The sequence below is a fragment of the Pseudomonas quasicaspiana genome (assembly GCF_021147825.1).
GTDB lineage: Bacteria > Pseudomonadota > Gammaproteobacteria > Pseudomonadales > Pseudomonadaceae > Aquipseudomonas > Aquipseudomonas quasicaspiana.
Window position 1 is genome coordinate 41,123 of sequence record NZ_JAGTPI010000026.1, and the last position, 23,767, is coordinate 64,889.

General features: G+C 56.7%; 17 protein-coding genes. 6 read left to right on the forward strand and 11 right to left on the reverse strand.

Annotation, left to right across the window (positions count from 1 at the left end):
* Positions 1-30 precede the first annotated feature (30 nt).
* The 11 genes from KDX30_RS16270 to KDX30_RS16320 all read right to left on the reverse strand — a co-directional run bounded on the left by KDX30_RS16270 (position 31) and on the right by KDX30_RS16320 (position 15,997).
* Positions 31-1,005, reverse strand: coding sequence for a peptide ABC transporter ATP-binding protein (locus KDX30_RS16270; protein ID WP_027901140.1), 975 nt, complete (start codon positions 1,003-1,005; stop codon positions 31-33).
* Positions 1,005-1,973, reverse strand: coding sequence for an ABC transporter ATP-binding protein (locus KDX30_RS16275; protein ID WP_122805348.1), 969 nt, complete (start codon positions 1,971-1,973; stop codon positions 1,005-1,007). The genes KDX30_RS16270 and KDX30_RS16275 overlap by 1 nt, the downstream gene beginning before the upstream one ends.
* Positions 1,974-1,983: 10 nt before the next feature.
* Complete coding sequence (locus tag KDX30_RS16280; protein ID WP_122395561.1) at positions 1,984-2,895, reverse strand: ABC transporter permease subunit; 912 nt, start codon at positions 2,893-2,895, stop codon at positions 1,984-1,986.
* 11 nt (positions 2,896-2,906) lie between these two features.
* Positions 2,907-3,917: an ABC transporter permease subunit gene (locus KDX30_RS16285; RefSeq protein WP_027901137.1), complete on the reverse strand. Its 1,011-nt coding sequence runs from the start codon at positions 3,915-3,917 to the stop codon at positions 2,907-2,909.
* 73 nt (positions 3,918-3,990) lie between these two features.
* The gene (locus KDX30_RS16290; RefSeq protein ID WP_231676916.1) at positions 3,991-5,586 is read right to left on the reverse strand and encodes an ABC transporter substrate-binding protein; all 1,596 of its coding nucleotides are present in this window, start codon (positions 5,584-5,586) and stop codon (positions 3,991-3,993) included.
* An 82-nt stretch (positions 5,587-5,668) separates the two neighbouring features.
* Positions 5,669-7,075 carry an OprD family porin gene (locus tag KDX30_RS16295; RefSeq protein ID WP_231676917.1) on the reverse strand — a complete coding sequence of 469 codons (1,407 nt, stop codon included), beginning with the start codon at positions 7,073-7,075 and terminating at the stop codon, positions 5,669-5,671.
* A gap of 174 nt (positions 7,076-7,249) precedes the next feature.
* Complete coding sequence (locus KDX30_RS16300; RefSeq protein WP_231676918.1) at positions 7,250-8,848, reverse strand: ABC transporter substrate-binding protein; 1,599 nt, start codon at positions 8,846-8,848, stop codon at positions 7,250-7,252.
* Positions 8,849-9,205: 357 nt separating this feature from the next.
* Positions 9,206-10,834: an ABC transporter substrate-binding protein gene (locus KDX30_RS16305; protein WP_231676919.1), complete on the reverse strand. Its 1,629-nt coding sequence runs from the start codon at positions 10,832-10,834 to the stop codon at positions 9,206-9,208.
* 282 nt (positions 10,835-11,116) lie between these two features.
* Positions 11,117-12,718 (reverse strand): ABC transporter substrate-binding protein, encoded by a 1,602-nt coding sequence (locus tag KDX30_RS16310; protein WP_231676920.1) that lies wholly within the window; start codon positions 12,716-12,718, stop codon positions 11,117-11,119.
* 132 nt (positions 12,719-12,850) lie between these two features.
* Positions 12,851-15,067, reverse strand: a complete 2,217-nt coding sequence (locus tag KDX30_RS16315) for an HET-C-related protein (protein ID WP_231676921.1) — start codon at positions 15,065-15,067, stop codon at positions 12,851-12,853.
* A gap of 216 nt (positions 15,068-15,283) precedes the next feature.
* On the reverse strand, positions 15,284-15,997 hold the full coding sequence (locus KDX30_RS16320; RefSeq protein ID WP_027901131.1) for an SIMPL domain-containing protein: 714 nt from the start codon (positions 15,995-15,997) through the stop codon (positions 15,284-15,286).
* A 251-nt stretch (positions 15,998-16,248) separates the two neighbouring features.
* Here KDX30_RS16320 and KDX30_RS16325 point away from each other — a divergent pair, with 251 nt between their 5' ends.
* From KDX30_RS16325 to KDX30_RS16350, 6 genes are all read left to right on the forward strand, one after another.
* Entirely contained in the window at positions 16,249-17,508 is a 1,260-nt protein-coding gene (locus KDX30_RS16325) for an ATP-binding protein (RefSeq protein WP_027901130.1), read from the forward strand.
* Positions 17,505-18,065 carry a response regulator transcription factor gene (locus tag KDX30_RS16330; RefSeq protein WP_027901129.1) on the forward strand — a complete coding sequence of 187 codons (561 nt, stop codon included), beginning with the start codon at positions 17,505-17,507 and terminating at the stop codon, positions 18,063-18,065. The genes KDX30_RS16325 and KDX30_RS16330 overlap by 4 nt, the downstream gene beginning before the upstream one ends.
* 87 nt (positions 18,066-18,152) lie before the next feature.
* The gene (locus KDX30_RS16335; protein ID WP_231676922.1) at positions 18,153-19,889 is read left to right on the forward strand and encodes an ABC transporter ATP-binding protein/permease; all 1,737 of its coding nucleotides are present in this window, start codon (positions 18,153-18,155) and stop codon (positions 19,887-19,889) included.
* A gap of 94 nt (positions 19,890-19,983) precedes the next feature.
* Entirely contained in the window at positions 19,984-20,733 is a 750-nt protein-coding gene (locus tag KDX30_RS16340) for a FadR/GntR family transcriptional regulator (protein ID WP_027901127.1), read from the forward strand.
* Positions 20,734-21,254: 521 nt separating this feature from the next.
* Positions 21,255-22,166: a 5-dehydro-4-deoxyglucarate dehydratase gene (gene kdgD, locus KDX30_RS16345; RefSeq protein ID WP_027901126.1), complete on the forward strand. Its 912-nt coding sequence runs from the start codon at positions 21,255-21,257 to the stop codon at positions 22,164-22,166.
* 227 nt (positions 22,167-22,393) lie between these two features.
* Positions 22,394-23,764, forward strand: a complete 1,371-nt coding sequence (locus KDX30_RS16350; protein WP_231676923.1) for an MFS transporter — start codon at positions 22,394-22,396, stop codon at positions 23,762-23,764.
* The last annotated feature ends 3 nt before the right edge of the window (positions 23,765-23,767 follow it).

A 23,767-nucleotide genomic window follows, 5' to 3' on the forward strand; every position in this document is an offset into this window, starting at 1 on the left:
CTCCTACAGGTCTATCATCAACCTTTGAATTTACGCCGCCACAAACTGCTCAGCGTAATGGCAGGCAACCTGGCGGTTGTCGACCAGACGCAGGGCCGGTTCTTCGGTAGAGCAGCGCTCGGTCGCGTACGGGCAACGCTTGTGGAAGGCGCAGCCGCTTGGCGGGTCGAGCGGGTTAGGCAGCTCGCCGACGATCTTGATCTTCGGCTTCAGCGGGTCCGGATGAATCGTCGGAGTCGCCGACAGCAAAGCCTGGGTGTACGGGTGCAGCGGACGGTTGTAGATCTCCTCCTTGGGACCCATTTCCGCCGGACGACCCAGATACATCACCAACACCGTGTCAGCGACATGACGCACCACCGACAGGTTGTGGGAGATGAACACGTAAGCCGTGTTGAATTCCTGCTGCAGGTCCATGAACAGGTTCAGCACCTGTGCCTGAATCGATACGTCCAGCGCGGAAGTCGGTTCGTCTGCCACCAGCACTTTCGGTTGCAGCATCATGGCGCGTGCCAGGGCGATACGCTGACGCTGACCACCGGAGAACATGTGCGGATAACGCTGATAGTGTTCAGGACGCAAACCGACCTGAGCCATCATCGCCTGCACTTTCTCGCGACGCTCCTTGGCGGACAGACTGGTATTGATCAGCAACGGTTCGCCGAGCTGATCACCAATTTTCTGCCGGGGATTGAGCGACGCATACGGGCTCTGGAAAACCATCTGCACGTCTTTGCGCAGTTGTTTGCGTTGTTCCTTGCTGGCACCGGTGACTTCCTGACCGGCGATTTTCAGCGAACCGGAAGAGGGCTCTTCAATCAGGGTCAAGGCGCGGGCCAGGGTCGACTTGCCACAGCCGGACTCGCCAACCACAGCCAGGGTTTTACCGGCTTCCAGTTCGAACGACACGCCGTTCAGGGCGCGCACCAACGCGTGGCCCTTAAACAGGCCACGGGAGACTTCGTAGTGACGGGTAAGGTCGCGGGCGGTAAGAACGACGCTCATTACGCCACCTCCTGATTCAAGGGATAGAAGCAACGCGCCAGGCTGTGGGCTTTCGGGTCAAGGCCCGGGCGCTGGGTGCGGCAGTTTTCCTGCACGTAAGGGCAGCGCGGTGAAAGCAGGCAGCCCTGAGGGCGGTCATAACGGCCCGGAACCATGCCTGGCAGGGTCGCCAGACGTTCGGCGCCCATGCTGTGCTCCGGAATCGCCGCCAGCAGTGCTTCGCTGTACGGGTGTGCTGGCACGTCGAACAAGCCGGGTACCTGACCCACTTCAACGGCCTGGCCTGCGTACATCACACAGACGCGCTGGGCAGTTTCAGCCACAACCGCCAGGTCGTGAGTAATCAGTACCAGTGCCATGTCCTGCTCTTTTTGCAGGCTTAGCAGCAGGTCCATGATCTGCGCCTGAATCGTCACGTCCAGTGCAGTGGTCGGTTCGTCCGCGATCAGCAGCTTCGGTTCGCCAGCAATCGCCATGGCAATCGCCACGCGCTGGCTCATGCCACCCGACAATTGATGCGGATAGGCATTCAGACGCGAGGCCGCACCCGGGATTTCAACTTTCTGGAGCAATTCTAGGGCACGTTGACGCGCCGCTTTGCCGGACAGGTTCAAGTGCTGACGCAGAACTTCTTCGATCTGGAAGCCAACGGTGTAACTCGGGTTCAGCGCGGTCATTGGGTCCTGGAAGACCATCGCCATGTCTTTACCGATGATTTTGCGACGTTGACGCGAGCTGAGCTTGAGCAACTCGTGACCGTCAAAGTTCAGCGAGTCGGCGGTGATCACGCCTGGGTGATCGATCAGGCCCATCAACGCCATCATGGTCACGGATTTACCCGAACCCGACTCGCCGACGATAGCCATGACTTCGCCTTTCTCGACGCTCAACGACAGGCCATCGACAACCGGCACGGCGCTGGTGTCGCCGAAGCGGACGCTGAGATTCTTGATTTCCAAAAGTGACATGCGAATCTCCTCAGGCGGCATTTTTGAGTTTCGGGTCCAGCGCATCGCGCAGCCCGTCGCCCATCAGGTTGATTGCCAGCACGCTGAGCAAAATGGTCAAGCCAGGCAGGCTCACTACCCACCAGGCGCGTTCGATGTAGTCCCGCGCAGAAGCGAGCATGGTGCCCCATTCAGGCGTTGGCGGTTGTACGCCCAGACCGAGGAAGCCCAGCGCCGCGGCGTCGAGGATTGCCGAGGAGAAACTCAGGGTGGCCTGAACGATCAGCGGCGCCATGCAGTTAGGCAGCACGGTGATGAACATCAGGCGCGGCAGGGTAGCGCCCGCCAGACGCGCAGCCGTCACGTAATCACGGTTCAGTTCGCCCATGACCGCCGCGCGGGTCAGACGCACATACGCAGGCAGCGAAACGACGGCGATAGCAATCACGGTGTTCATCAGGCCAGGGCCGAGGATTGCGACAATGGCCACTGCCAGCAGCAGCGAAGGCAGGGCGAGCATGATGTCCATCAGGCGCATGATCAACGGGCCGAGAATGCGTGGGAAGAACCCGGCGATCAGGCCCAGGAGGATGCCCGGAATCAACGACATGACGACAGACGACAAACCGATCAGCAGCGACAGTTGTGAACCTTCGATCAGGCGCGAGAGCAGGTCACGGCCCAGTTCGTCGGTGCCCAGCAGGAATTGCCATTGGCCGCCTTCGAGCCAGGACGGTGGGGTTAGCAGGAAGTCGCGGTATTGGTGGGTCGGGTCGTGCGGCGCAACCCATGGGGCGAACAGTGCGCAGAACACGATCAGGGTCATGAACATCAGACCGGCAACTGCACCTTTGTTTTTCGCAAAGGCTTGCCAGAATTCTTTGTACGGCGAGGGGTAAAGCAGGCTTTGATCGACTGCTACCGAAGGAGTAGGTGTGCTCATAGGTAATGATCTCAGCGCTGGTGACGGATGCGTGGGTTGGCAAAACCGTAGAGGATGTCCACCACGAAGTTGACCAGGATCACCAGGCAGGCGATCAGCAGAATGCCGTTTTGCACCACAGGGTAGTCACGCGCACCGATGGCCTCGATCAGCCACTTGCCGATGCCCGGCCAGGAGAAGATCGTTTCGGTCAGTACCGCTCCGGCGAGCAGGGCGCCGACTTGCAGGCCGAACACGGTCAATACCGGGATCAGCGCGTTACGCAGGCCATGAACGAACACCACGCGGGCAGGCGACAGGCCTTTGGCGCGAGCGGTCCGCACGTAGTCTTCACGCAGCACTTCCAGCATCGACGAACGGGTCATCCGCGCGATCACTGCAAGCGGAATAGTGCCGAGCACGATGGCAGGCAGAATCAGGTGATGCAGGGCGTCGAGGAAAGCGCCTTCTTCATCGCTGAGCAAGGTGTCGATCAGCATGAAGCCGGTTTTTGGCGGGATGTCATACAGCAGGTCGATACGGCCGGAGACCGGCGTCCAGCCCAGCGTGACCGAGAAGAACATGATGAGGATCAGGCCCCACCAGAAGATCGGCATCGAATAGCCCGCCAGGGAAATGCCCATCACCCCGTGATCGAATAACGAGCCCCGTTTGAGCGCCGCGATGACACCGGCCAGCAGTCCGAGAATGCCCGCAAAGATCAGCGCCGCAATCGACAGCTCCAGAGTTGCAGGGAACAGTGCGGTGAATTCGGTCCACACACTGGTTCGCGTGCGCAACGATTCGCCAAGGTCGCCCTGGGCGAGCTTGCCGACGTAATCCAGGTATTGCGCATATAAAGGTTTGTTCAGCCCCAGACGTTCCATGGCCTGAGCGTGCATTTCCGGATCGACCCGGCGTTCACCCATCATGACTTCAACCGGATCGCCCGGAATCAGGCGGATCAGGGCAAAGGTCAGTAAAGTGATGCCGAAAAACGTGGGTATTAACAACCCCACTCGGCGGGCGATAAAACTAAACATCGTGGTGTGTTCCTCATCGGCCGGTTAGGCGTACTCCGACGGGGCCCTGGTTAGAGCCCGCCGGATTATTTTTCTACTTCACCCTGGTAGTGGCGAAGTTGTTATTGGTCAGCGGGCTAATTTGATAGCCTTCGACGTTGCTACGCATTGCAGTAAACAGTTTTGGATAAGCAAGACTCAGCCAAGGTACGTCTTTGGCAAATATTTGCTGAGCTTGTTCATAAAGCGCAGCCCGTTCAGCGGGATCGGTCTTTTCACGGGCCTTGGAGATTGCGTCTTCAAACGCCTTGTTACACCAGCGGGCGTAATTTTCACCATTCTTCGCTGCTTCGCAACTCAGGTTAGGTGTAAGGAAGTTATCCGGGTCGCCATTGTCGCCAGCCCAGCCTGCAAACACCATGTCGTGCTCACCGGCCTTGGCCCGTTTAAGCATCTCGCCCCATTCCATGACGCGCAGGTTCAACTTCAAACCGATTTTGGCCAGGTCCGCTTGCAGCATTTGCGCACCCAGCGCCGGGTTCGGGTTAGTTACTGCACCGCCGTTACGCAGGAACAGGCTGAACTCCTGACCTTCCGGAACGCCTGCTTCTTTAAGCAGTGCCCGGGCTTTTTCCTGATCGTGTGCGGGGTTCTTGATGTCTTGAGCGTAGCCGAGCAGCGTTGGCGGATACGGGTTTACCCCTTCAGTCGCTTTGCCTTCGCCGAACAGCGCCTTTATATAAGCCTTTTTGTCGAACGCCAGGTTGATCGCTTCCCGCACACGCACATCGCTCAAGTACTTGTGCGAAGTGTTGATGGCGATGTAGCTGGTCATCATGGCTTCCATCTCTTCAATCTTGAGCTTGGGGTCTGCCTTGATGGTTGCGATGTCGTCCGGTTTTGGATAAAGCGCGACCTGACACTCGTTGGCCTTGAGCTTTTGCAGGCGCACATTGCTGTCCAGCGTGATCGCAAAAATCAATGTTTCGCTGGGCACTGCACCCTTCCAGTAATCCGGGTTGGCTTTATAGCGAACTTGGGCGTCCTTGGCATAGCGAGTCAGGATGAACGGGCCTGTGCCGATGGGTTTGCTGTTCAGTTCAGCGGTTTTACCGGCCTTGAGCAGTTGATCGGCATACTCTGCGGAGTAGATCGACGTGAACGGCATGGCCAGGTCACGCAGGAACGGCGACTCGGGACGCGTCAAGGTGAACTTGACGGTATGGTCGTCGACTTTTTCGATGCTTTTAAGCAGGTCATTGAAGCCCATGCTTTCGAAATACGGATAGCCGGTCAGAGATTTGTCGTGCCACGCGTGCTTCGGGTCCAGCTGACGCTGAAAGCTCCAAAGAACGTCGTCGGCGTTCATCTCGCGGCTTGGTTTGAAGTAATCGGTGGTCTGGAACTTGACGCCTTTACGCAGGTGGAACGTGTACGTCAGACCGTCGTCGCTGACGTCCCAGCTTTCGGCCAGGTTGGGTTCAGTCTCGGTGGTACCGGGCTTGAAGGCGACCAGTTTGTCGAGGAAGGTTTCTGCCGTGGCATCAGCCGTGACCGCGGTGGTGTATTGAACGATATCGAAGCCTTCCGGGCTGGCTTCGGTGCAAACCACCAGGGGCTTGGCGGAGACGCTCAGCGCCGCGCTGAACAGAGCCAGGGCGATCGAGTTGCGTAGCGATAACAGTTTCAATGTGAACCCTCCGTTGATGTAACGCCTGTGCGACTGATCCGGCGCGGTGTTGGCCCCCGCGCCGGATCAGTCATGGTGCGAGTTACAGGATGTTGAATGGAATGGTGGTTACCAGACGGAATTCGTTGATGCTGCCATCAGACTGATTTTCGCTGGCGCGGTGCGTGGTGTAGGTCGCGCGGATCGCTGTGGCCTTGAGTGGGCCGGACTGTACAGCGTATGAAGTGCCGATGCCGTACTCGTAGTGGGTTTCGCCGTCCATTGCCCGAACGCCGGTCGCAGCGCCGCTTGCGTCGATACCACCGTATGTATTGCCTTTGTAGTGAGTACCGTCGATGCCCCAGCCGCGGGCCTGGTAGATGTTGAATTTCAGGCCGGGCACGCCGTATTCGGCCATGTTCAGTACATAAGCAACCTGCAGTGACTTCTCGTTCGGGCCGTTGAAGTCCGAGAGCAGGGAGTTGGCCAGGAAGATCGCGTTGGTGTCGTGGGCGTAATCGAAGTATTCGTTACCGGCGACTTCCTGATAGGCGACGCTCAGGCTGTGAGCCTTGTGCGTACCGGTGAAGGAAAGGCTGTAGGTATCGTTGTCGATCGGGCCCTGTTTGCGCTGGCCCGAATCTTTGGTTTTGTAGTAGTTCAGGTTGGTGCTCAGGCCCACTACGTCGGTGTCGCCCATTTCATGGGTGAAGCCGACATAGTACTGGTGCCAGAAGTCTTCGAGGTTGGAGGCGTAGAAGCTGGTAGTCAGGCTTTCGAACGGCTTGTAGTCGGCACCGAACATATCGAGACGATCAGCGGTCTGGCTGCGATCACCGTACTCAGAGCGGAACTTGTCCAGGCTTTGTTCCATACGTGGCGACACACGGTCGAAGCTACCGGCCTGGAAAGACAGGTTGTTGAGCTCGTCGCTTTGCACGGCAACACCCTGGAAGCTGGAGGGCAGTGCACGGTTGCCGATGAAGGCAATAACCGGGGTGTTCACCGACTGGCGACCCATGGTCAGTGTGGTGTTGGAGATGCGAGCCTTGACGTTGCCTAGACCCATCTTGCTCCACTGACCGACGGCATCGCCATCGCTGTCAGCCAGAGTCCGGTTGGATTTACCAGCGAAGTCGTCAGTGTCGCGGTCTAGCGCAATGGCGTTGTACAGCGCCAGTTCGGTGGAGAAGCCAACAACGCCCTGAGTGAAACCAGAGGTGTAGTTGATGATGGTGCCTTGTTGCCAGTTGATGCGACGCGAGGTCGTTTTATCAACGCCGTGATCGTTGTAGCCGAAAGTACCACCGCGGCGCAGCAGTTCGTTGGCATACCAGTTACGAGTCGTACCGGTCAGGTGTGAATCTTCGATGAAGCCCCCGGCTTCGCCTTGCGCGCTTTTGGAACTCAACTGGGTTGGCACGAATGCCTGGCTGACCGGTTCTGCCTGTGCCATTGCGCTCAGAGAAGCAATGGAAAAAGCGACTGCTGCGGTACTGACTTTTCTCACGATTGAAGCTCCCTTTACTACTTTATAGTTGCCAGTTTTTTTGGTCTGGCTCTGGTGGTGTGAGGCTTTTTTTGCCCCGTTCTTTTTTGATACATCTGCTAACAAAACGAATTTCTGGAACGGTGATACTCGCCGCCCTTGGTCAAGGGCAGCGAGTTACCTGTTTTATCTGGCTTAGTCGGCGACGCTTACGTTGGTGAAAGTATTACGCCCGAACGGGCTGACTTTGAAACCCTGCACTTCTTTACGCAGCGGCTGATTAACCGTGGAGTGCGCGATTGGCGTGATAGGTACTTGCTGTTTCAGGTACTGCTGGGCCTGTTTGTAGAGGTCAGTACGCTGGGCGCGGTCGGAAGTCGCAACTGCGGCCTTGACCAGTGCGTCGTATTTCTCGTCACACCACATCGAGTAGTTGTTACCGCCAATAGCCGCACAGCTATAAAGCGTGCCCAACCAGTTGTCCGGGTCCCCATTGTCACCTGTCCAGCCAATCAGCGAGATATCGTGCTCGCCGTTCTTGGTGCGCTTGAGGTATTCCCCCCACTCGTAGCTGACGATCTTGACCTTGATGCCTACCTTGGCCCAGTCGGACTGCAGCATTTCAGCCATCAGCTTGGCGTTGGGGTTATAGGGGCGTTGAACCGGCATCGCCCACAGGGTCAGTTCGGTGCCTTCTTTGATGCCCGCTGCGCGCAGCATCTCTTTGGCTTTTTCCGGGTTGTACGGCGTGTCCTTGATGGTGTCGTCGTAAGACCATTGGGTCGGCGGCATGGCGTTGACGGCCAGTTGACCGGCGCCCTGATACACAGCGTTGATGATGGCTTGTTTGTTGACGGCCATGTCCAGCGCCTGACGGACTTCCAGTTTGCCCAATGGCTCATGGCGTACGTTGTAGGAGATGTAGCCCAGGTTGAAGCCAGCCTGTTCAATCACCTTGAGGTCTTTGTCTTCCTTGAGTTTCTGAAGGTCGGCAGGGCGTGGGTTGAGCGAGACCTGACACTCGTTGGCCTTGAGTTTCTGCATCCGTACCGAAGCATCGGTATTGATGGCGAAAATCAGGTTATCGATTTTGACGCGGCTCGGGTCCCAGAAGTCTTTGTTGCCCTTGTAGCGAATCTGCGAGTCTTTCTGATAACGCTGGAAAACAAAGGCGCCAGTGCCGATTGGCTTCTGGTTGATGTCGTGCAGGTTGCCGGATTTCATCAACTGGTCTGCGTACTCAGCGGACAGAATCGAAGCGAAGTTCATCGCAACGTTTTGAATGAATGCGGCATCGACTTTGTTCAGGGTAAATACCACGGTCAACGGACCGGTTTTCTCCACTGACTTGATGTTCTTATTCAGGCCCATGCCGTTGAAGTACGGAAATTCGGTCGGGTAAGCGACACGAAACGGGTGGTCCTGCTTGAGCATGCGGTTGAACGTGAACAGCACGTCATCGGCGTTGAATTCACGCGTTGGCTTGAAGTAAGGCGTGGTGTGGAATTTAACGCCTTCGCGCAGATGGAACGTGTAGATCAGGCCGTCTTCGGAAACATCCCACTTGGTTGCAAGTGCCGGAATAACGGCGGTGCTGCCTTGTTCGAATTCGGTAAGGCGGTTGTAGATCGGTTCAGCGGCATCGTTGTCGGTGCCTGCTGTGTATTGGGCAATATCGAAACCGGCCGGGCTTCCTTCCGAGCAAAACACCAGATTGCTGGCGGCCTGTGCAGCAGGCGTCAGTGCCAGCAAGCCAAGGCTGAACAACGACGACATGGCAATGGTTTTACGCATGATGATCCTTATCCTTGAAATGAGTAGTAAGTGCCCAACAAGTGCCAGGCAAAGCACTGCCTGCAAGCAGGAAGCCTTAGTGACCGATCGGTAACAAAATGAAATAGCTTGCTCCACGCACACGAAGGTATGTCCGTCGGGCAAGACTGTATGTAGTACCGGATGCCTAAAAGTGCGTAGGAAACTTCTGTATGTAGTTAGCTAATTCCTCTGTAGGCGCTGCCGAAGGCTGCGAGGGCGTTATATCTGACGCACCGCAATTCGCAGCCTTCGGCAGCTCCTACAGGGAAATACGAAACCTTATATATCCGACAAAAGGAAATAACTGCGCTGTAGTACAGCGCAGTTATTTGACCCTTACTTGCCGGTAACGCTAACTCCGTAGAACGAGTTCAGACCAAACGGGCTGATCTTGAAGTCCTGAACGCTAGTGCGCATCGGTTGGTAAACCGTTGAGTGCGCGATAGGCGTCATCGGAACGGCGTCTTTGAGGAGGTGTTGTGCCTGCTTATACAGCTCAGTGCGCTTGGCCTGATCCGTTGTTTCCTTGGCCTGGTGGATCAAGGTATCGAACGGCTTGTCGCACCATTTGGCAAAGTTGTTACCCTCAAGGGCATCACAGCCAAACAGGGTGCCGAGCCAGTTGTCCGGGTCACCGTTGTCGCCGCTCCAGCCAATCAGCATGGCGCCGTTCTCGCCCGCTTTGGCGCGCTTGATGTACTCGCCCCATTCGTAGCTGACGATCTTGACGTTGATGCCGATTTTCTTCCAGTCAGACTGAAGCATCTCGGCCATCAACTTGGCGTTCGGGTTGTAAGGACGCTGAACCGGCATCGCCCACAGGGTGATTTCGGTGCCTTCCTTGATGCCGGCCTGCTTGAGCAGAGCCTTGGCTTTTTCAACGTCGAACGGTGCGTCTTTGATGGTGGTGTCGTAGGACCACTGGGTTGGCGGCATGGCGTTAACGGCCAGTTGGCCTGCGCCCTGATACACCGCATCAATGATGCCTTGCTTGTTCACGGCCATGTCCAGCGCCTGACGAACTTCCTTGATGGCCAGAGGGTTTGGCTGATCGCTACCCTTGATCTTGTCCATCGTGTTGTAGGCGATGTAACCCAGGTTGAAGCCTGCCTGATCCGGCATCTTCAGGTCCTTGTCAGCCTTGAGTGGAGCAAGGTCGGCAGGGCGTGGGTAGGCGGTGATCTGGCATTCATTTTTCTTGAGCTTTTGCATCCGCACCGAAGCATCGGTGGTGATGGCGAAGATCAGGTTATCGACTTTGACGTCTTCAGGCTTCCAGTAATCCTTGTTGCCGGTGTAACGGATGTTGGAATCTTTCTGGTAGCTCTTGAACACGAACGGGCCAGTGCCGATTGGCTGCTGGTTGATCAGTTCGGGTTTGCCTTCCTTGAGCAGCTTGTCGGCGTATTCAGCGGACTGAATCGATGGGAACGGCATGGCTAGGTTCTGAATGAACGCAGCGTCAACCGTGGCCAAGGTGAATTTCACGGTGTGAGGGTCAACCTTCTCCACTTTGGTGATGTTGGTGTCCATCGCCATATCGGTGAAGTAAGGGAACTCGGTCGGATAAGCCTTACGGAATGGCATGTCCTTGTCGATCATGCGATTGAACGTGAACAACACGTCATCGGCATTGAATTCACGGGTCGGCTTGAAATACGGCGTCGTGTGGAACTTGACGCCTTCACGCAGGTGGAAGGTGTAAGTCAGGCCATCCGGGGAAACGTCCCAGCTGGTCGCCAGGCCTGGTACTACAGCGGTACCGCCACGTTCGAACTGGGTCAGTCGGTTGAAAACGGTTTCGGACGATGCATCGAAATCGGTGCCAGTGGTGTATTGGCCTGGGTCGAAACCGGCCGGGCTGCCTTCGGAGCAGAACACGAGGTTCGATGCCGCTTGAGCGAAAGGAGCTGCAGTGATCAAGCCTGCACTGAGTAGAAACGGAATGACCGCGTGTTTGAGCATGATGGCCTCAGTTGTTGTCATTTTTAATTTTGAGGATCTGACCTTGTGAGCCGATCTTGCCGATACTTATGCAGGGGCCATACCCAAAGCAAGACGTTGGTGTCAGAGAAGTATCAAAGAGTGGCACGAGCGTACAGGAATGTCGCATCAGTGTAATTTTTGACGCATTTGATCGTTTGCGCGTCGTATCTGGAAAGGTTTTGCGCACCAATCGCGAGCAGTCATTTGTGTTGAATGCACTCGATTGGCGCGGCAGTGTTACCAATTTTTCTAATGGTTCGTTTATTTGGTCAGGCTTACACCGTAAAAAGGCGTGAGGCCGAAGGGGCTTAGCTTGAAGTCCTGGACTTCCTTGCGCACCGGCTGGAAGACCTTGGAGTTAGCAATCGGAGTGATCGGCACCTGCGCTTTGAGGATCTGCTGTGCCTGCTGGTAAAGCTTGATGCGCTCGTCGCGATCCGTGGTCAGCTTGGCTTTCTGGACAAGCTTGTCGTAGACAGGATCACACCATTTTGCGTAGTTGCTGCCTTTCACCGCTGCGCAGCTGTACAGCACGCCAAGCCAGTTGTCGGGATCGCCATTGTCGCCGGTCCAGCCATAGATCATCGCGTCGTGCTCACCGGCCTTGGCGCGCTTGATGTACTCGCCCCATTCGTAACTGACGATGTTGGCCTTGATGCCAACCTTGGCCCAGTCGGCCTGAATCATCTGCGCTGACATGCGGGCGTTCGGATTGGAAGCGCGTTGCACGGTCATGGCCCACAGGTTGATCTGGGTACCCGGTGCAACACCTGCTTCCTTGAGCAACTGTTTGGCCTTTACCGGGTCGTGCGGTGCGTCCTTGATGCTCGGGTCATAGCTCCACTGGCCTGGAGGAATAGCGTTCTGGGCCAGTTGCCCGGCGCTTTGGTAAACCGCTTTGATGATCGCCGGTTTATCGATGGCCATGTCCAGCGCCTGGCGTACCTTGAGCTGATCCAGTGGTGGATGCGTTACGTTATAGGCCAGGAAGCCGAGGTTGAATCCGGGCTGGCTGATTACTTTGATATTCGGGTCTTTCTGCATCAGTTCGATGTCTTGCGGCCGCGGATAGCCGCTGACCTGACACTCACCCGCCTTGAGCTTCTGCATTCTCACAGCCGCATCGCTGTTGATGGAAAAGATCAGGTGATCGAGCTTCACATCCTCGGGTTTCCAGTACGCCGTGTTCGCGTCGTAACGAATCTGCGCGTCTTTCTGGTAGCGCTTGAACACGAACGGTCCGGTGCCGATCGGCTTCTGATTGAGCTCTTCGGCTTTGCCCTGCTTGAGCAACTGATTCGCGTATTCGTCCGACTGGATAGAGGCAAAGCTCATGGCCAGGTTCTGCACGAACGCCGCGTCGACATTGTTCAGGTTGAATTTCACGGTCTGGTCGTCGACTTTTTCGACACTCTTGATCGTGGTGTTCATGCCCATGTCAGTGAAGTACGGAGACTCCGAAGGGTATGCCTTGCGAAACGGATGGTTGGCGTCCAGCAGTCGCTGGAACGTGAACAGCACATCGTCTGCATTGAAGTCCCGGGTCGGCGTGAAGTAATCAGTGGTATGAAACTTCACGCCTGGGCGCAGGTGGAAGGTGTACGTCAAGCCGTCGCTTGAAACATCCCATTTTGTGGCCAGCCCAGGCTCTACTTCGGTACCGCCGCGCTTGAACTGCGTCAGGCGGTTGAATACCGTTTCAGCCGAGGCATCGAAATCTGTTCCGCTGGTGTACTGGCTTGGATCAAAACCTGCCGGGCTGGCTTCGGAGCAGTACACCAGCGTGCTGGCTGCCTGAGCCATGGGCATGCAGGCCAGAAGGGCGGTGGTCAGGAGCAGTGGTTTGAATACGTTTTTTCCCATGGAACCCTCGCGACTGCGGCAGTGGCTGCCTGACGCTCATCAGGCAGTTGGACAGCGCAGGATGTCGCACTGTCGGGTCGCTCACAAGGGGTATGTCGCCGTTCCTGAATCCGCTCGATCGATGCGCTTTGTCTAAACCTCTTTGCTGCCCGTCGTCTTGAGGTTTTGACGCTGCTTTATGTCAGCTACATCTTTGAGCCCGATGGCGCCACCGAGTTTCTTCAGATAGTCCCACACGTCGAGGCTTTCTTTCGCAAACGCCTGGAATCGTTTGTGAGTGACTTCCAGCAGTTCCTGATGCAGTCGTGAGAGCTCGGTTAAAGAGCTGGCGCGTTTGATCTGCTCGGGGTTTTTGCTCGCCCAGTCAAGGAAGATATCGTCCAGCAGGTAGGTGTCTTCCGGGTGTACAAAATAGCTGAATGCGATATCTGTCGGCCTGATACCCGAGCCAAATCTCCAGTAGTTGAGCATGGCGCCCGCCACTTCCCTGATAGCGCTCGACGCGCAGCTCGCCGCCAGTTTGTGCAGCGGATGATCGGCATGATCTTTGGATAACTGGGAGTGCGTGGGATCTGTAGATCCAGTTTGATGGGGATCGGCCCCGGTATGGGTCTGTATATCGTCAATACTGTTGCCGATGATTTGCAGCATTCCCTGAAAGATCGTGTTGTAGGCGTTGCCCGCTAAACGTAACGGGCTGGAAATGACCCAGTTATAGAGCTCAAACAGCTTGAAGCCGGGAATGGCGCTGGCCTTGTCACGGGTGGCAAGGAAGTCTTGAAACGTCTCCAGCAGCCACGCCTCCTCATGTTCGCTGAGCAGGATCAACAGCATCCGTTCCGAGTCGGAGCGAGCGCCGGGCCTGGTCGGGTTGAAATCCCATATTGAGTCCGGAGCCAGCAGTTTGGCGATGGGGCCTGCCAGGCTGGCGATTATGTCAGTGCCTCCAAATGTGCCGGTTACTACGGGGAGTTTGTGCTTGCAGTCGGCCGGGCCTGTCCAGGGCAAGACGTTTTTGTGATTCAGGGCAATGAGGTTCAATTCAACAAAATTGGAGTGAGCAAAAAAGTCTTCAAGTATATGCAGTGCTCCGCCCAGCTTGCGTAAACCTTCCGGGGTGTAACCCTCTTTCATGGCGGCGAATAGCTCTATGCACATCTTCGCGGCCGAGCGATGTATGTAGGACTTCATCGACGAGTCTTTAGCCACTTCCAGCAGCGGATCATCTTCCAGCACCCAGGCTTCGAACTCCGGATCGCGTTCAGCGAGATCCGCCGGGGTGGGATTTTCGACTCTCGGGTTGTCAATGTGATGGCTCGGACGGTAGACCCCCAGCTTCTGCTCGGTCACTTTGTAGCTGGAACTGTCTTTGGCCCTTAACTCGTGAAATTTTCTGGCGGCCATCACATCGACCACCGCTGTCAGTGCTTCGCGCGACATGACAGCGGGAAAGTCCTTCTTTTGATTTTTACCCCGGACAACCTTGGGATCCAGTAATTGCGCGTGATCCCGAAGCCAGTTACCGAAATACATGGCTTGCAGGTCTTCTTTGGCAAAGCCGATCGCCTCCAGGCCTGCTTCGATTCGTTCGTGGCTGAAAAGGCCGTTGCCGCTGCCATCTGCTTCAAATGCTTCTCGGTCGGGGTCCATCGTTTCGCCGTCCAGTCGAACGATGTCGCTCTGCCTTTCCCGTACCGCTCGCATGCCCAAGGTGTAGTTGATTTTGATGACGTGTTCGGTTTTATCCCCATCCACGTAGAGGCCAAGGATCAGATCGTCTTCGTCCTGCAGCCCGTTCCCTGCCATGTGCAACGCAAAGCGGGCGCCTTCCTCTCCGGCGGAATCCGGGTGCAGGGGCGGTGTGTCTGCCGCGTGACGGGGGGCAAGGTCCCGGCGGATTACTTCGTCAATGTGGTGGCCGAATTCATGAAGCAACACGGCCAGTAGCTCCCAGGTGGCGTCGGGGTGCTTGACGATGTGCTGCATTGCCGCCACATGAATCCTGATAGTCCGGTCGCGGTTGTTGTAATCAGCCGGATAGGTTCCAGACGAGACGACCTCGTAGCGAGGCAGGGGGATGGTTTCTGCGATCAGGGCCTTTTGCAGTTCCAGATAAACTCTGGGGTGGATGTCCACGCCGAAAATCGTCGCCATTTCCATTATGAAGTGAGGCGCAGCGTGCGTGCGGGCCAAACGGTTCAGCAGACTAAGGGCAACGGTACTGTCCAGTCGTGGCCGGTGTTTACTGGAGAAAAATGCGTCTGTGTTTCTGCTACCGGTTTTAGCGCGATGCATCAGATGGTTGATATAGCGGGTATTTTTTTTCGGTGAGGCAGTTTGAGGATTCATCCGTGAGTCCTTGAAAGTGTGCAAACGCAGAGGCCCGCGTCGCATAGAAATGTTTTGGGTGAGGCCGAATGGAGTTTACGGACGAGTCCTGACCGAAAAAGCAGGAGAGGCTTTCAATTGCTGTAGGCGGGGGATTCAAGCGGAGTAAGAGTAGAACGATGATCCTGCGAGGTTGCGGCAACCTGGGGTTGCCGCTTGCTTATCAAGAAACGGCCATCAAGGGATAGCGACCTCAATCACGCCATCTGCGGTAACGGTCACGTCGCTGGTGCCGGCTTCAACATCCGGTGTCGGTGCGCTGTCCGCCATTGAGGATTTCATCATCATGGCTGGCGCGCGCAGGTACGGCTGCGGGTAACCAGACGTGTTGAAGTTCAGATTGACCACTTTGTAGCCGGTACCACCCAGAGCTTCGGTGACCAGTTGGGCGCGGGCGCGGAACGCAGTCACGGCTTCTTTCAGCAACGTGTCTTCACTGGCCTTACGTGTCGGTTTGGAAATCGAGAAGTCCATTCCGCCCATTTTCATGTCGCCCAGTAGTTCGCCAGTCAATTTGGACAGGGCCGCGAAGTCGGCGCTTTCCAGGCGAAGTTCTGCACGTTCGCGCCAGCCGGTGATCTTTTGGCCTTTATCATCGTAGATCGGGTAGCTGTTGCGGTTGCCCTGGCGAATCGTGACACCTTTGACCTGACGCGCCTGACCAAGGGCTTTATTCAAGGTCTCGGTGACTTCAGCAGCCAGTTTGGCAGGGTCAGTGTTCTGCGCTTCGCTGTACAACGTGACGTTCATCAGGTCGCGGGAGACTTCCTGGTTGACCTCGGCACGTACGGAGACCTGGTTGTAGTTAACGGTGTCTGCCAGCGCTGGAACGCTGGTCAGCGCAGCAGCGCCGAGGGCGAGCAGGGCGGCAGTAGGGCGAAGGCTGAACATTGGAAACTCCTTGTTATGAAGCATGCGTATAGCAGACAGGCCTGCGACAGACGTCGACAGGGCGCAAAGCCATAAGACTGTGAGTGGAGGGGTGTGGTTCCGGCAGCTTCAGGGTTGCCGGGCTATCGATCGCCGAAACGAAAGGTAAATTATTCATGAAACCTGTGGTGGTTTGCCGCAGTTTGCGCAGTTTTTGTTGTTGCTTGGTTATACTCGCATCGATTCGCCTGGAGCACTCATCAGGAGAGCTCATGCTCGCCCCCGTCCAATTGTTGTCCGCTACGCGCCAGAATCTCTGGCGTCTGACCTTTATCCGCACGCTGGTACTGGCTGCTCAGGCTGGTTCGGTGGGTATTGCGTACCTGTTTCATTTATTGCCGCTGCCCTGGATGCAACTGGCGATCACTCTCGGGTTCTCGACGATCTGGTGCGCGGTGACGGCAGTTCGGTTGCGCACGTCGTTGCCAGTGACTGAACAAGAGTACTCCGTGCAACTGGCGTTCGACCTGTTTATCCACAGTGCGCTGCTTTATTACTCGGGCGGTTCGACCAACCCGTTCGTTTCTTATTATCTGGTGCCGCTGACCATTGCGGCGGTCACGTTGCCATGGCGCTATTCGCTGATCCTGTCGGGCATCGCGCTGGCGCTGTATAGCTGGCTGATGGGGCATTCTTATCCTCTGGACACTTATCCGATCTCGCGGGAAAACCTGCAGGTCTACGGCATGTGGCTGAGCTTCGCTCTGGCCGCCGCGGTCATTACCTTCTTTGCGGCGAAGATGGCGGAGGAGCTGCGGCGTCAGGAACAATTGCGTGCCGAGCGTCGTGAAGAGGGGCTACGCGATCAGCAACTGCTGGCGGTTGCAACGCAGGCTGCCGGTGCGGCCCATGAACTGGGCACGCCGCTGGCGACCATGAGTGTGCTGCTCAAGGAAATGCGTCAGGACCACAAGGATCCGGCGTTGCAGGATGATCTGGAAGTTCTTCAGGAGCAGGTCAAACAGTGCAAGCAGACACTGCAGCAGTTGGTGCGTGCCGCAGAGGCCAATCGCCGTCTGGCCGTGGAAATGCAGACTGTCAGCCACTGGCTCAACGAATCACTGGATCGCTGGCATTTGATGCGTCCTGAAGCCAGCTACCGGTTTCAGTTGCTCGGCAAGGACGCAGCGCCCATGCTTGCGCCGCCGCCTGACCTGACTCAAGCGCTGCTCAACCTGCTTAATAACGCAGCCGATGCATGCCCGGAGGGACTGGAAGTGAGTCTGAACTGGGACAGTACGGAAATCTGTATCAGCATTCGCGACCACGGCCCCGGCGTGCCACTGGCAATTGCCGAACAAATTGGTAAACCTTTCTTTACGACCAAGGGCAAAGGCTTCGGCCTGGGCCTTTTCTTGAGCAAGGCCAGCGTGACCCGCGCGGGCGGCTCGGTGAAACTCTACAGTCATGAGGATGGCGGCACGCTCACCGAGCTGCGCCTGCCCCGTGACGCCCGAGGAGATGATGCATGAGTGACGAAACCCAGGTTGATGGCGAAGAGCTGCCGCATTTGTTGCTGGTTGACGATGACGCCACGTTCACCCGTGTGATGGCGCGGGCGATGTCCCGACGCGGTTTCCGTGTCAGCACGGCCGGTTCCGCCGAAGAAGGATTGATCCTGGCTCAATCGGACATCCCGGAGTTCGCGGCGCTAGACCTGAAAATGGACGGCGATTCCGGCTTGGTGTTGCTGCCCAAGCTGCTGGAGCTGGACCCGGACATGCGCGTGGTAATCCTCACCGGTTACTCCAGCATTGCCACGGCCGTTGAAGCCATCAAGCGCGGCGCCTGCAACTACCTGTGCAAACCGGCCGACGCTGACGATGTGCTGGCTGCGCTGCTGTCTCAACATTCGGATCTGGACACCCTGGTGCCGGATAACCCGATGTCGGTGGACCGCCTGCAATGGGAGCATATTCAGCGCGTGCTGACCGAGCACGAGGGCAATATTTCCGCTACCGCCAGGGCGTTGGGCATGCACCGCCGTACCTTGCAGCGCAAATTGCAGAAACGCCCCGTACGCCGCTAACGGCTGCTGTTTGTCATGGATGATCGCGTAGTGCGTCCGCCGCTCACGCCCGGACGCTGAACTTCACTGTGAAGTCGAGTCATCACCATGAATCGCAATGCCGAATACACAACTGTAAATGACAGTGTGCGGGAGAAATTCTTCTCCCGCGTCTGGAAGCTGATTACTCCTTACTGGCGCAGCGAAGAGAAGGGCCTGGCCTGGCTCCTCTTGATCGCCGTGATTGCGCTTTCGCTGTTCAGCGTGGCCATTTCGGTGGTGCTCAACAGCTGGTACCGAGACTTCTATAACTCGCTGGAAAAGAAGGATCTTGAAGCCTTTACCCAGTCGATTCTGTATTTCTGCGGCATCGCTACCGTGGCCATTCTGGGCGCGGTTTACCGGTCCTACCTCACGCAGATGCTGACCATTCGCTGGCGGCGCTGGCTCACCGAGCAGCATTTTGCCAAATGGCTCAGTCACAAAAGCTACTACCAGCTGGAGCAGGGCGGTTACACCGATAACCCTGACCAGCGCTTGTCCGAAGACCTCAACAAATTCACCAGCGATACCCTGTCGCTGGGCCTTGGGCTGATCAAAACCATCGTCAGTCTGGTGTCCTTCTCGATCATCCTGTGGGGCGTGTCCGGCAGCATCGAGTTGTTTGGGATCGAGATACCCGGCTATATGTTCTGGGCCGCATTCCTTTATGCAGTTGTGGGCAGTTGGCTGACGCATTTGATCGGTCGGCGCCTGATTCCCCTGAGTAACCAGCAAGAGCGTTACGAAGCTGACTTGCGTTTCTCGCTGGTTCGCGTGCGTGAGAACGCCGAAAGTATTGCGCTGTCCGACGGCGAGCCCAACGAGAACGAGCGTTTGAGTTCACGCTTCGGCATGGTCTGGAGCAACTTCTGGTCGATGATGCGGGTGCAGAAACGCCTGACGTTCTTCACGGCCGGTTATTCACAGATCGCGATCATCTTCGCCTTCGTGGTGGCCGCGCCGCGCTACTTTGCGGGCAAGATTGAGCTGGGCGAGCTCATGCAGATCAACTCTGCTTTTGGCAATGTCCAGGAAAACTTCAGCTGGTTTATCGACGCCTATGCCACGCTGGCGTCGTGGCGGGCCACCTGTGACCGTCTGCTGAGTTTCCGGCAGGCTCTGGATCAGAACGAGGCCCATGTTTCAGCCATCGAAATCAGCCATACAGGCGAGTCGCTGAGCCTGGCCGGGCTGGCGCTGCAATTGGGAGCGAGCCGACAGTTGCTGAAGGACACGAACCTGAACATCGCAGCAGGTGAGCGGGTCATGGTGGGTGGTCGATCCGGCAGCGGCAAAAGTACTTTGCTGCGTGCGCTGGGCGGGTTGTGGCAAAACGGTAAAGGCCACATTCAACTGCCTGCCGAGCCCTATCTGTTCCTGCCGCAGAGGCCTTATCTGCCGATTGGCACATTGCGTGAGGCCATGAGTTATCCACAGACTGTGGAAACGTATCCGGCGGAACGCTTCGCCCAGGTGTTGGAAACCTGTCGACTGGGGCACCTGATACCGCGTCTGGACGAGAGTGATCACTGGCAACGCATGTTGTCACCCGGTGAGCAGCAACGCGTCGCTTTTGCCCGGGCGCTGCTGTTCCAGCCACGCTGGCTCTATCTGGATGAAGCCACCTCTGCCATGGACGAGGAAGACGAGGCTTTGCTGTATCAGGCGCTGATTGATGAGTTACCGGATGTAACTCTGGTCAGCATTGGCCATCGCAGCAGCCTGAAGCGTTTTCACAGACGGCTGCTGCGTATCGAGGATGGGGATTTGCGCGAACAGCCGCATTCTCTGCATGTTGTATGATCGGGGCGTACTATTCATTCGTTTTTTATGAATGTGATCGTATAACCCGGTGAGCTATCATCACTTCTTTCATTGCTCGAGATCGACGTTGGATATGGAAAATCAAAGCGCACTGCCTCGCGCACGCCGCAAGCACCGCAGCCTTGCGCAAGAGCTGGTCACTGAACTGTCCGAGCGTATTCGCAGCGGGCTGCTCAAGCGTGGCGACAAACTGCCCACCGAATCGGCCATCATGGAAGAACAAGGCGTCAGCCGCACAGTGGTGCGCGAGGCTATCTCGCGTCTGCAGGCGTCCGGTCTGGTAGAAACCCGTCACGGTATCGGCACCTTCGTGCTGGATACGCCAAGCCCGAGTGGCTTCCGTATCGACCCGGCCACCATTGTCACGTTGCGTGATGTGCTGGCGATTCTCGAGTTGCGTATCAGCCTTGAGGTCGAGTCGGCCGGATTGGCGGCGCAACGTCGCACCGATGAACAATTGCTGGCCATGCGTCAGGCGCTGGATGCACTGAATGAAAGTGCTGCTCATGCCGCTGATGCCGTAGGGTCGGACTTCCAGTTCCACCTGCAGATTGCGCTGTCGACGGGCAACCGCTATTTCACCGATATCATGACTCACCTGGGCACCAGCATCATTCCGCGTACCCGCCTGAACTCGGCGCGCCTGGCCCATGACGATCAGCAGCACTACATGACCCGTCTGAGCCGTGAGCACGAAGAAATCTACGACGCCATCGCCCGCCAGGACTCCGACGCCGCCCGCGCCGCGATGCGCCTGCACCTGACCAACAGCCGCGAACGGTTGCGTCATGCCCATGAAGAGGCTGAATCGCAGCGGGCCTGATTGAGTCCCTCAATACCTGTGGGAGCTGCCCCGGTGTCCCTGACACCACGCTGTCGCGCAGCAAACACGGGACCTGTAGGAGTGAGCTTGCTCGCGATTCGATCTGTTGGTCGATGAATATATTGCCTGTGCTGAAGCTATCGCGAGCAAGCTCACTCCTACAGAAAATGCATTCCAGATCAGGTAGTTATTTTCTTGTTTGATAGGAGCAGAGCTTGCTCGCGATAAGGCTGGATGCGGTTCATTTCAGATCGCATCCAGCCTTATCGCGGGCAAGCCCAGCTCCCACAGAACTTGCGTAGTCCGGCAGGGCCGTTCCTCCCAGTGATCATACGACCTTAGTCTATCCAAATTCCCGCCAGGGCCCATTCCTTCGGGGCCTGCGCTACTATCTGCTACAGCTTACGGAAAAAACCGAAAATCCCTGTTGAGTGATTTTATTATCAGTTGTACGATGACTTACGACATCGGCAGACGACCGGTGATCCATTCACAATAAATGCTCCCAGGGTGTTCGAATAATGAATCCACAAGAACTGAAGTCCATCCTTTCCCACGGTCTGCTGTCTTTCCCTGTTACCGACTTCAATGCGCAGGGCGACTTCCATCGCGCTGGCTACGTTAAACGTCTCGAGTGGCTGGCCCCGTACGGCGCAAGCGCTCTGTTCGCTGCCGGCGGTACAGGTGAGTTCTTCTCCCTGGCAGCCAGCGAATACTCCGAAGTGATCAAAACCGCGGTTGATACCTGCGCGACCAGCGTGCCGATTCTGGCAGGCGTTGGCGGTTCGACCCGTCAAGCCATCGAATACGCTCAAGAAGCAGAACGTCTGGGCGCCAAAGGCCTGTTGCTGCTGCCGCATTACCTGACTGAAGCCAGCCAGGACGGCGTAGCCGCTCACGTTGAAGCGGTCTGTAAGTCAGTGAAAATCGGCGTTGTCGTTTACAACCGTAACGTCTGCCGACTGACTGCTCCGCTGCTGGAACAACTGGCCGAACGCTGCCCTAACCTGATCGGTTACAAAGACGGTCTGGGTGACATTGAACTGATGGTCTCGATCCGCCGTCGTCTGGGCGATCGCTTCTCGTACCTGGGCGGTTTGCCGACCGCTGAAGTTTACGCAGCTGCCTACAAAGCGCTGGGCGTTCCGGTCTACTCGTCGGCCGTTTTCAACTTCGTACCCAAGCTGGCGATGGACTTCTACCACGCTATCGCCAAAGACGATCACGTTGCCGTTGGCAAATACATCGACGACTTCTTCCTGCCATACCTGGACATTCGTAACCGCAAATCCGGTTACGCCGTCAGCATCGTCAAGGCTGGCGCAAAAATCGCCGGTTACGACGCCGGTCCAGTGCGCACACCACTGACCGACCTGACTGCCGAAGAGTACGAAATGCTCGCCGCGCTGATGGACAAGCAAGGCAAGCAGTAACACACCCCCGAACCAAAGCCGCTGAGCGATTCAGCGGCTTTGTGCCATGGACGGTTTGTCAGCGGCACAAGGGCTGATGAGGTCTGCATCGGTTCGTAGGGACGCGCATCAACTGTAGGTGGGAAGTGTCGTTAATCACGACTTTTTCCAAGGGGCCGACAGGCGCGAGCGACACAAAAAAACAGATATACCCGCGTAAAAAAAATAATTAGTGGGAGTTCACACACATGCAACAGTCCAAGCCGACTCACGTCCGCTATTTGATCCTGCTCATGCTTTTTCTGGTGACCACGATCAACTACGCCGACCGCGCCACCATCGCTATCGCGGGCTCCAGCCTGCAAAAAGACCTTGGTATCGACGCCATCACTCTCGGGTACATCTTCTCTGCTTTCGGCTGGGCCTATGTGGCTGGTCAGATTCCGGGTGGCTGGCTGCTCGACCGTTTCGGTTCCAAGAAAATCTACGCACTAAGCATTTTTACCTGGTCGCTGTTCACCTTGCTGCAAGGCTATGTTGGCGAGTTCAGCATTGGCTCCGCGGTCATCGTGCTGTTCATGCTGCGTTTCATGGTGGGTCTGGCCGAAGCGCCTTCCTTCCCTGGTAACGCGCGCATCGTTGCGGCCTGGTTCCCGACTGCCGAGCGCGGTACTGCCTCTGCGATCTTCAACTCCGCACAATACTTCGCCACCGTGCTGTTCGCTCCGCTCATGGGCTGGATCGTTTACAAATTCGGCTGGCAGCATGTGTTCGTCGTGATGGGTGCCATCGGTATCGTGTTCTCGGCGGTCTGGATGAAAGTTATCTACAGCCCGCGCGAACATCCACGCATCAACAAGGAAGAGTTCGATCACATCGCCGACAACGGCGGCATGGTCGATATGGATCAGGACAAAGGTAAAGGCAAAAGCGGCGGCCCGAAATGGGACTACATCCGTCAACTGCTGACCAACCGCATGATGCTCGGCATCTACCTGAGCCAGTACTGCATCAACGGCATCACCTATTTCTTCCTGACCTGGTTCCCGGTTTACCTGGTTCAGGAACGTGGCATGACCATCCTCAAGGCGGGCATGATCGCCTCGTTGCCAGCAATCTGCGGTTTCATCGGTGGTGTATTGGGCGGCGTGATTTCCGACTACCTGCTGCGCAAAGGCCACTCGCTGACCTTCGCTCGCAAAGCACCGATCATCGGCGGCCTGCTTCTGTCGACCACCATCGTTGCCTGTAACTACGTTGATATCGAGTGGATGGTCGTCGGCTTCATGGCCTTGGCGTTCTTCGGTAAAGGTGTGGGCGCACTGGGCTGGGCGGTGATGTCCGACGCTTCGCCGAAGCAGATCGCCGGTTTGAGCGGTGGCCTGTTCAATACCTTCGGTAACATTGCTTCGATCACCACGCCTATCGTGATTGGCTACATCATCAGCTCCACTGGCTCGTTCAAATGGGCCCTGGTGTTTGTGGGTGCCAACGCAGTGGTTGCGGTGTTCAGCTACATCTTCATTGTTGGCGAGATCAAACGCGTTGAACTGACAGAGCCTCCAACCGAGGGGCCATTGACTGGCGAAGCCAGCGACCTTTCTCAAGCTAAATCCTGAGGA

Bases quoted from the DNA above. Each gene is read 5' to 3' on its own strand.
- KDX30_RS16270 (WP_027901140.1), bottom strand. From the start codon at position 1,005: ATGAGCGTCGTTCTTACCGCCCGCGACCTTACCCGTCACTACGAAGTC.
- KDX30_RS16275 (WP_122805348.1), bottom strand. From the start codon at position 1,973: ATGTCACTTTTGGAAATCAAGAATCTCAGCGTCCGCTTCGGCGACACC.
- KDX30_RS16280 (WP_122395561.1), bottom strand. From the start codon at position 2,895: ATGAGCACACCTACTCCTTCGGTAGCAGTCGATCAAAGCCTGCTTTAC.
- KDX30_RS16285 (WP_027901137.1), bottom strand. From the start codon at position 3,917: ATGTTTAGTTTTATCGCCCGCCGAGTGGGGTTGTTAATACCCACGTTT.
- KDX30_RS16300 (WP_231676918.1), bottom strand. From the start codon at position 8,848: ATGCGTAAAACCATTGCCATGTCGTCGTTGTTCAGCCTTGGCTTGCTG.
- KDX30_RS16305 (WP_231676919.1), bottom strand. From the start codon at position 10,834: ATGCTCAAACACGCGGTCATTCCGTTTCTACTCAGTGCAGGCTTGATC.
- KDX30_RS16310 (WP_231676920.1), bottom strand. From the start codon at position 12,718: ATGGGAAAAAACGTATTCAAACCACTGCTCCTGACCACCGCCCTTCTG.
- KDX30_RS16315 (WP_231676921.1), bottom strand. From the start codon at position 15,067: ATGAATCCTCAAACTGCCTCACCGAAAAAAAATACCCGCTATATCAAC.
- KDX30_RS16320 (WP_027901131.1), bottom strand. From the start codon at position 15,997: ATGTTCAGCCTTCGCCCTACTGCCGCCCTGCTCGCCCTCGGCGCTGCT.
- KDX30_RS16325 (WP_027901130.1), top strand. From the start codon at position 16,249: ATGCTCGCCCCCGTCCAATTGTTGTCCGCTACGCGCCAGAATCTCTGG.
- KDX30_RS16330 (WP_027901129.1), top strand. From the start codon at position 17,505: ATGAGTGACGAAACCCAGGTTGATGGCGAAGAGCTGCCGCATTTGTTG.
- KDX30_RS16335 (WP_231676922.1), top strand. From the start codon at position 18,153: ATGAATCGCAATGCCGAATACACAACTGTAAATGACAGTGTGCGGGAG.
- KDX30_RS16340 (WP_027901127.1), top strand. From the start codon at position 19,984: ATGGAAAATCAAAGCGCACTGCCTCGCGCACGCCGCAAGCACCGCAGC.
- kdgD (WP_027901126.1), top strand. From the start codon at position 21,255: ATGAATCCACAAGAACTGAAGTCCATCCTTTCCCACGGTCTGCTGTCT.
- KDX30_RS16350 (WP_231676923.1), top strand. From the start codon at position 22,394: ATGCAACAGTCCAAGCCGACTCACGTCCGCTATTTGATCCTGCTCATG.